Origin of the sequence: Lysinibacillus sp. NPDC097868, assembly GCF_044761135.1 — a bacterium.
Classification (GTDB): domain Bacteria; phylum Bacillota; class Bacilli; order Bacillales_A; family Planococcaceae; genus Lysinibacillus.
Genome location: NZ_JBIWBS010000001.1, coordinates 221,251 through 229,756, shown reverse-complemented (window position 1 = coordinate 229,756; position 8,506 = coordinate 221,251). Strand labels below are relative to the sequence as shown.

General features: G+C 37.5%; 8 protein-coding genes. 1 reads left to right on the top strand and 7 read right to left on the bottom strand.

The annotated features are described in order from the left end of the window. Nucleotides 1–49 precede the first annotated feature (49 nt). The 5 genes from ACIQXJ_RS01045 to typA form a co-directional block, all read right to left on the bottom strand. Nucleotides 50–844, bottom strand: coding sequence for an ABC transporter permease (locus ACIQXJ_RS01045; protein WP_403048698.1), 795 nt, complete (start codon nucleotides 842–844; stop codon nucleotides 50–52). Then, nucleotides 837–1,604 (bottom strand): ABC transporter ATP-binding protein, encoded by a 768-nt coding sequence (locus ACIQXJ_RS01040; protein WP_403048695.1) that lies wholly within the window; start codon nucleotides 1,602–1,604, stop codon nucleotides 837–839. The genes ACIQXJ_RS01045 and ACIQXJ_RS01040 overlap by 8 nt, the downstream gene beginning before the upstream one ends. Then, a complete protein-coding gene (locus ACIQXJ_RS01035) occupies nucleotides 1,605–2,597 on the bottom strand; it encodes an ABC transporter substrate-binding protein (RefSeq protein WP_340826040.1) in 993 nt (330 codons plus the stop codon). A 285-nt stretch (nucleotides 2,598–2,882) separates the two neighbouring features. Continuing rightward, complete coding sequence (locus ACIQXJ_RS01030) at nucleotides 2,883–3,281, bottom strand: YlaH-like family protein (RefSeq protein ID WP_340826042.1); 399 nt, start codon at nucleotides 3,279–3,281, stop codon at nucleotides 2,883–2,885. Between the two features lie 30 nt (nucleotides 3,282–3,311). Further along, the gene (gene typA, locus ACIQXJ_RS01025) at nucleotides 3,312–5,156 is read right to left on the bottom strand and encodes a translational GTPase TypA (protein WP_401009594.1); all 1,845 of its coding nucleotides are present in this window, start codon (nucleotides 5,154–5,156) and stop codon (nucleotides 3,312–3,314) included. A 141-nt stretch (nucleotides 5,157–5,297) separates the two neighbouring features. Between typA and ACIQXJ_RS01020 the strand changes: the two genes are divergently transcribed. Beyond that, a complete protein-coding gene (locus tag ACIQXJ_RS01020) occupies nucleotides 5,298–5,483 on the top strand; it encodes a DUF5325 family protein (protein WP_403048692.1) in 186 nt (61 codons plus the stop codon). 220 nt (nucleotides 5,484–5,703) lie between these two features. Here the strand turns inward: ACIQXJ_RS01020 and ACIQXJ_RS01015 are convergent, their stop codons facing one another. Beyond that, on the bottom strand, nucleotides 5,704–6,897 hold the full coding sequence (locus tag ACIQXJ_RS01015; RefSeq protein WP_403048689.1) for an amidohydrolase: 1,194 nt from the start codon (nucleotides 6,895–6,897) through the stop codon (nucleotides 5,704–5,706). Nucleotides 6,898–6,910: 13 nt separating this feature from the next. Further along, nucleotides 6,911–8,437 carry an AbgT family transporter gene (locus ACIQXJ_RS01010; RefSeq protein WP_403048686.1) on the bottom strand — a complete coding sequence of 509 codons (1,527 nt, stop codon included), beginning with the start codon at nucleotides 8,435–8,437 and terminating at the stop codon, nucleotides 6,911–6,913. Nucleotides 8,438–8,506: the final 69 nt, after the last annotated feature.

Here is an 8,506-nt window from a genome sequence, read left to right as displayed (position 1 = left end):
TCAACAGTACAAAACGCAAAACCTCACTAACAGGTTTTGCGTTTTTTAATTATCCATTATTTTTAATAATCACTTTTTCGATTAATTCGACAACTTGATACATTATTGTCGCGAAGAAAGCGATAATGAGCAGTGACATAAGGACAAGATTAAAGTTAAATACTTGGAAGCCATAAATGATTAAATAGCCAAGTCCCTTTGAAGCAACTAAAAACTCACCGACAATAACCCCTACCCACGATAATCCAACATTCACTTTTAAAGTCGAAATAATTGTTGGAAAAGATGCGGGCAAAATAACCTCTTTGAAAGTTTGCCAACGAGTAGCTCCAAAAGTTTGCAATACTTTACTATAATTTGGATCAACACCTTTAAAGGCGGTGTAAACTACAATTGTTGTAATAATGATTGAAATTAGTGCACCCATTGCTATAATCGAAAAATATCCTGGGCCAAGTGCTACAATTAAAATCGGTCCTAACGCTACTTTCGGCATTGCGTTTAAAATAACTAAATATGGATCAAGTATTTTTGATAACATCGGAGACCACCATAGAACGGTTGCAATCAAAGTCCCCAATAATGTACCTGCAATAAAGCCGATAATTGTTTCCATTAACGTCACACCAACATGTAATGTTAGCGAGCCATCACTTACTTTTTCTATAAACGTATGCCATACATTTGTGGGCGAGCTAAAGATTAAACGATCAATCCATTCAAGCCTTGATAGTAACTCCCACCCTCCAAAAAAGACGATTAAAATAATAATTTGATATAAACGAACATAGCGTTTTTCCTTTTTTAGCAATTGTTGATACTGTTTAAACAATGTGTTATCCAAGGCTCTCCAGCTCCTTCCAAATCGTTTGGAATACTTCTGAATACGCTGGATGCTGCCTTACATCGAACGGGGATAGCTGTTGTAACGCAGAAGGTATTTCAAACACTTTGTGTAACGTACCAGGATTGGCTGAGAAGAGAAAAACTCGTTCACTCATCGCAATTGCCTCACCAATATCATGTGTGACAAGAATCGCGGTTTTTTGATAGGCCTTTAATGTTTCGACAACTAAGTCCTCAAGCTTTAATTTAGATTGATAATCAAGTGCTGAGAACGGCTCATCTAGCAGTAAAATTTTCGGATTAACTGCCAATGTCCTTGCTAGTGCAACGCGTTGACGCATTCCTCCTGACAATTCTCTCGGATAATAACTTCCGACATGAGGTAAACCAACTTCTTGTAAGAGCGCATTTGCAGTTACTTTATGCGTCTTATTATCCCGCTGCATTATTTTTAAACCAATTGTGACATTATCCTCAATCGTTTTCCACGGAAATAAATAATCCTGTTGAAGCATATAGCCAATAAGCGATTGATTGTGTGGTGCGATGATTTCCCCATCAATAAATACATTGCCCTCTGTTGCAGGAAACAACCCAGCAATAATAGACAATAAAGTCGTTTTCCCACAGCCACTTGGCCCTATAAAGGAAACAAATTCACCTTCGCGAATATCTAGGTTAATGTCACGTAAAACTTCCTTCGCCTGCGTACTGGAGTAATAACTATGGTGAATATGTTCTAGTTTTAAAAAATCCATTTACTCCGCAGCCTTTTTTGCAAATTTCGTATTCACAAGGTCTTCATATTTTACTCGTTGAGGAAGTTCACCTGCTTCCTCCATTATTGTTTGTAAATTATCCCACTCTTCTTCATCCAAAATCGGATCTGTTGCGTAGGAGCCTTGTGATTTATAACGCTCTACTACTGTTTCAATTAAAGAAACATCTACATTTTCAAAGTAAGGTTGAATTATTTTTGCCACTTCTGCTGAACTTTTTTCCTGTACAAAATCTTGTGCTTTTTTCAGCGCATTTGTAAAACCTTGCACTGTTTTAGCATCATCCTTTAAATAACTACTTTTTGCCATGAAGGATGTATATGGTAAATGTCCTGATTCTGTACCAAATGACGCAACAATATAGCCCTTACCTTCTTTTTCAAATACACTTGCTGTCGGTTCAAACAGCTGTACATAATCCCCAGTTCCAGAAGCAAAAGCTGTAGCAATATTCGCAAAATCAATATTTTGAATAAGTGTCAAATCTTTCGTAGGATCAATACTATGCTTTTTTAGAACAAATTCGCCTGCCATTTGTGGCATTCCGCCTTTACGTTGCCCTAAAAATGTTGATCCTTTTAAATCATCCCATGAAAAATTCTCCATCTTTTCACGCGCTACTAAAAATGTGCCATCTGTCTGTGTTAATTGCGCAAAATTTTGAATCGGATCATTGGCGCCTTGAGCAGTGACATAAATCGAAGTCTCAGATCCAACCAAAGCAATATCAATACCATCAGATAGTAACGCTGTCATCGTTTTATCACCACCAGCAATCGTTTGTAGCTCTACGGAAAGTCCTTCTTCTTCAAAGTACCCTTTTTCAAGTGCTACATATTGTGGCGCATAGAAAATCGAGCGCGTCACTTCTCCGACTTTTACTTTTTCTAGCTCAGCTTTATTACACGCTGCCAACGAAAGGAGCAACAAAGCAATACCACTAAATAACAAACCTTTTTTAAGCCAACGCATTCCATTTCCTCCTTGATTTGATAAATAGCCTATCGAGACTAACTTATTCACATACAAAGATTTCGGTGCCTACCATATTCAATAAAAATATCATGGAAAATAAACCCTTTTCGAATGCAATATAATGAAGAATCCATTCAAGCATGCATATTTGTCCAAATCGTTTTCCATCCTTTATTTGAATCTAGCAAACGACAAACGAACTATTTTATTAAAGATAGAAAAAGAAAACAGCCTTAGCAAATGAATGCTAAGACTGTTTACGGTAAAGGAGCCAAGCTACTGTCATTGATTGGCAGCTTGTTGCTCTTCTCTTTTTTCTCGCCACATACGTGTTTTGTATACAATTAAAATTAACGCCGCTACGATGAGGCCTTCAATCATAGGTAGGAATAACGCGAAAAATGTCAACATAATACATCCCAGAAATAGGAACACATAAATGACAATATTTTGAGATAGCTTTAACTTTTTTGCAAAGCCTAATTTATAGACAATTGCAGAAAGTGCAAACACTAGAAGGAACACAACATAGCCTGCAACTTCATAGCTCGGTAAATTTTCATATAAAAATCTTGTTATACCAGCCATTCTCTCATAAACTTTTGTTGTTTCCTCTGCATTTACAGGTGTAGCAACTTGAATAACATTTAGTTCACCCAATAAAGCGGACTTTATATCCAAGACTCCTCTTCCTTTCATTTCAGCGGAAAATTATTGTTCAGCGTTTTTTAATTTTTTCGCTGCTTTCTCACGTTCGTTTTTATCTAGAATTTTTTTACGAAGGCGAATAGATTCTGGTGTGATTTCTAAGTACTCATCATCACCTAAGTATTCAAGAGCTTCTTCTAGAGATAAAATACGTGGTTTTTTAATAACATTCGTTTGGTCTTTATTTGCTGAACGGATGTTTGTTTTTTGTTTCATTTTTGTAATATTTACAGTGATATCAGCGTCACGAGTATTTTCTCCAACAATCATACCTTCGTAAATATCTGTACCTGGCTCTAAGAACAGTGTACCACGGTCTTCAATTTGCATCATACCATAAGTTGTTGATTTACCAGTTTCCATTGAAACTAGTACGCCTTGGTGACGACCACCAATTTTCCCTGGTAATAATGGTTGGTAGCAATCAAACGTATGGTTGATAATACCAAAACCTTTTGTCATTGACATAAACTCAGTTGTATAACCGATTAATCCACGAGCTGGTACTAAGAACGTTAAACGAACTTGACCACTGCCGTTGTTCACCATATCAAGCATTTCACCTTTACGTGTACCAATAGATTCAATAATAGAACCAACATTTTCTTCAGGTACATCGATTTGAACGCGTTCAAATGGTTCACATTTTACACCATCGATTTCGCGCACGATTACTTGTGGTTTTGATACTTGTAATTCGAAACCTTCACGACGCATGTTTTCAATTAGGATAGATAAGTGAAGCTCACCACGACCTGAAACTGTCCAAGCATCAGGAGAATCAGTATCTTCAACGCGTAAAGATACGTCTGTTTGTAATTGAGCACGTAAACGCTCTTCTACTTTACGAGAAGTAACCCATTTCCCTTCACGACCTGCGAATGGAGAATTGTTTACTAAGAAAGTCATTTGTAAAGTTGGCTCATCGATACGTAAAGGTGTAAGCGCTTCTTGATGTTCAACAGGGCAAACTGTTTCACCTACGTTGATATCTTCCATACCAGAAACGGCGATTAAATCACCAGCTTTTGCTGTCTCAACTTCTTCACGTTTTAAGCCGAAGAAACCAAAGATTTTTGTTACACGGAAGTTTTTCACTGTACCGTCTAATTTCATCAGAGCAACTTGTTGACCTACAGAAATTGTTCCACGGAATACACGACCAATTCCGATACGTCCAACGAAGTCATTATAGTCAAGTAAAGCTACTTGGAATTGTAATGGGTCTTCTGAGTTATCAACTGGTGCTGGGATAGCCTCAATAATTTTTTCAAATAGACATTTCATATTTTCTTCTTGTTTAGATGGGTCAGCGTCTAACGAAGCTGTACCATTTACACCTGAAGCATAAACAACTGGGAAGTCTAATTGATCGTCATCTGCACCTAGCTCAATAAATAATTCAAGTACTTCATCTACTACTTCTAGTGGGCGAGCTGAATCTTTGTCCACTTTGTTAACTACAACGATTGGTGTTAAACGTTGTTCCAATGCTTTTTTTAGTACGAAACGTGTTTGTGGCATACAACCCTCATACGCATCGACAACTAGTAAAACGCCGTCTACCATTTTTAAAATACGTTCTACCTCACCACCGAAGTCAGCGTGTCCAGGCGTATCAAGGATGTTGATACGAGTTCCTTCATAGTTTACTGCTGTATTTTTAGCTAAAATCGTAATACCGCGTTCACGTTCAATATCATTAGAGTCCATTGCACGTTCTTCAACACGTTCGTTTGAACGGAATGTACCTGATTGTTTTAATAATTGGTCGACTAAAGTAGTTTTACCATGGTCAACGTGGGCGATAATTGCGATATTGCGAAGATCTTGACGTAAGTTTGTCATTATTCCACTCCATATTCTTTTTTCGAATGTTTAACTGTGATATTATAGCACAAGAAGGATGTAAATGTCCTTATTAGAATTTTTATCATTCTAAAAAAATATTTTCAATCACAAATTTATTATAAATTAGGGGGCTCGGTTATGAATCGTGGAAAAATCGTAATGGCCATTTATGCACTAGCAGCTGTACTAGCAATGTGTTCTATCGGGTATTCAGTAGCAGCAAATAATACATTTGGTGTAATAGCAGGCATTGTAGCTACTTGTGTCATTTTCATGACAGCTTTTAAAATGAAGCGTAAACTGCGAGAACAAGGCTTACTTTAATGTTAGTATTTGCTTTCTAACAACATTTATGTGTCCAAAATGACACAATATCACAGTAGGAGCTGTCCATTATTGGACAACTCCTTCCATACTGTAGAAAACAAGAGTCATTGTCCATCGTGGACAATGACTCTTGTTTGTTTATAATTCATATTGCTCAACAATTTTGTTTAACGCTTTGCTACTCCTCAGCCTTCGATTAAACAAGTGATACTTTTCTTTAATGGTCTTTTGCTAGGTAATCTAAAGTTGCTTGGCCTAAAACATTTGCTGCAATGCGCAATGAGCGTTCATCAATATCGAATTTCGGATGATGGTGGGGATATACTTCCTCCCACTCTGGATTTTTTGCTCCCGTAAAGAAAAATGCCCCTGGAATTTCCTCTAAATAGTATGCAAAATCCTCACCACCCATAGTTGGGTCTACAAATTCAACCGCTGCCACATCTGTTACCTTTCTTGCAGATGCCATGACATGTTCTGTTTCTGTAGCATGATTAACAACTGGTGGGTAACCACGACGATACTCATATTCATAGTCCGCCTTTGTTAAATAACATGTTGCCTTTAATAGTTCTTCAATTTCACGCTCTAGTAAATCGCGCTCCTCCTCATGGAAAGTACGTACAGTTCCTTTCATGTAGACTTGATCTGCAATTACGTTAAAAGGATTTAATGCCTCAATATGACCAACCGATACTACCGCAGGACGCAATGGATTTATACGACGAGACACAAGCTGCTGTAAGTTTGTAATAAATTGCGCTGCAAGCAAGATTGAATCCTTCGTATCGCTCGGGTTTGAACCATGACCACCCTTTCCTTTAATCTTAATGTAGATGCCATCAGCCGCAGCCATAAATGGTCCGATTGCTGACTGCACCTTTCCAAGTTCTGTTGGTGCCCATAAATGTGTACCAAAAATAACATCCACACCTTCTAAACAGCCATCAGCAATCATTGATTTCGCTCCACCTGGTGCAAGCTCCTCTGCATGTTGATGTATAAACACAATTGTTCCAGCTAAGTTGTCTTTCATTTGATTAAATGCCTTCGCTAAAATTAATAATGAAGCTGTATGTCCATCATGTCCACAAGCATGCATACGCCCTTTAATTTTTGATTGGAAAGGCAAACCTGTTTCTTCTGTAATAGCTAAAGCGTCGAAGTCTGCACGTAATGCTACTGTTTTTCCCGGCTTACCGCCTACTAACTTCGCCACAACACCATTGCCACCAACACCTTCGCGTACCTCATGTCCTAATGCGCGATGAAATGCCGCAATGGTTTTCGGTGTTTCAACTTCCTCAAAGGAAAGTTCAGGATTTTCATGGAAATGACGACGAAGCTGAATCATTTCCTCTTCATTTTGTTTTAATAAATCAACTAACTGCTCTTGCTGTAAAACTGTCATAGATTAACACTCCTTATTTTAAATATATATAATCTCCAGGTCCAAGTGGTAAACCAAGTAAGAACCAAATGGCAAACAGTAAAATCCAACCGATTGCAAAAAACACAGAAAACGGTAGTAAAGCTGAAATGAGTGTGCCAATACCGATATTTTTATCGTAACGCTTGGCAAACGAGAGCAAAATGGCGAAATACGGAAGCATTGGTGTAATTGGATTTGTAATTGAGTCTCCTACACGATATGCCATTTGCGTTACAGCCGGGGAATAGCCTAAGTATAGGAACATTGGTACGAAAATTGGCGCAAGTAGTGCCCATTTCGCAGATGCACTAGCAATTAATAAGTTAACGAACGCACAAATTAAAACAAATCCTATCATCATCGGTAAACCTGTAAAGTTTAATGCTTGTAAAAGTTCTGCACCTTTAATGGCTAATATGGCACCGATATTACTCCAGTTAAAAAAGGCAATCATTTGCGAAGCAGCAAATGCTAAGACAATAAATGGAGCCATATCAGCAATTGATTTAAAGATTTTCTCAGCAACTTCCTTATCATTTTTCACTTCTTTTGCCGCAATACCATAGGCAAGACCAGGTAAAAGGAAGAAAAATAACATAATCGGCACAATACCTGACATAAACGGGGAATTTAAAAAGCCACCTGTTTCAGGATCACGTAAAAGACCGTTCGACGGAATGACCGTAAATGCAATTACTACAATATAAACGACGGTCACAATACCTGCCCATAATAAACCACGTTTTTCTAAAGTTGTTAGTGGCTCTAGCTTTTCAACCTTACCTTCAAATAGGCCAAAGCGAGGTTCTGTAAACTTTTTCGCAACCCATGTACCAATGACGATTAGTAAAAACGTCGAAGCAATTAAGAAGTAATAGTTCATTGTTGCTCGTCCATTATATTCTGGGTCTGCAATATGCGCTGCGGATTCAGTAATTCCTAGTAATAAAACATCTAGTGAACTAATTAAAATATTGGCACTAAAGCCCCCAGCTACTGCTGCATATGTAATAATTAAACCTGCAAGTGGATTTCGGCCAATGCTCATAAAAATCATTGCTGCAATTGGCGGTAAAATGATGAATGCTGCATCTGCTGCTAGATTACCAACTAAACCTGTGAAAATAATAAATGGCACAATTAATTTTGTAGGAGCTGACATTACGAGCTTTTTCATAACAGCGGAAATAAGTCCTGTTTGCTCCGCTAAACCAATACCAATCATTGTCACGATTACTAATCCCAAAGGAGCAAAACCTGTAAAAGTCGATACCATTTGCGTTAATATTAATATAAGTCCTTCTTGACTCAGCAGATTTTTTACTTGTATGACATTTTCAGTGCCTGGTTGAACCGCTGAAATACCAAATATTGATAATATCCATGATAAAACAAGTACAATACCTGCTAAAATAATAAATAGCGTGATTGGATCAGGCAATTTATTACCTGCCCTTTCAATGTTATCTAGCAGTTTATCAATCCAAGATTTCTTTAGTGTGTCTGATTTTTTTTGCATAAATCCCTCTCCTTCTATTTTTAAAATTCGACTTATGCTATTCAATCTAACACTATTTTAAGACATTGA

Coding starts and splice junctions, on each gene's coding strand:
- typA (WP_401009594.1), bottom strand. CDS start 5,156: ATGACAAACTTACGTCAAGATCTTCGCAATATCGCAATTATCGCCCAC.
- ACIQXJ_RS01010 (WP_403048686.1), bottom strand. CDS start 8,437: ATGCAAAAAAAATCAGACACACTAAAGAAATCTTGGATTGATAAACTG.
- ACIQXJ_RS01020 (WP_403048692.1), top strand. CDS start 5,298: ATGAATCGTGGAAAAATCGTAATGGCCATTTATGCACTAGCAGCTGTA.
- ACIQXJ_RS01015 (WP_403048689.1), bottom strand. CDS start 6,897: ATGACAGTTTTACAGCAAGAGCAGTTAGTTGATTTATTAAAACAAAAT.
- ACIQXJ_RS01035 (WP_340826040.1), bottom strand. CDS start 2,597: ATGCGTTGGCTTAAAAAAGGTTTGTTATTTAGTGGTATTGCTTTGTTG.
- ACIQXJ_RS01040 (WP_403048695.1), bottom strand. CDS start 1,604: ATGGATTTTTTAAAACTAGAACATATTCACCATAGTTATTACTCCAGT.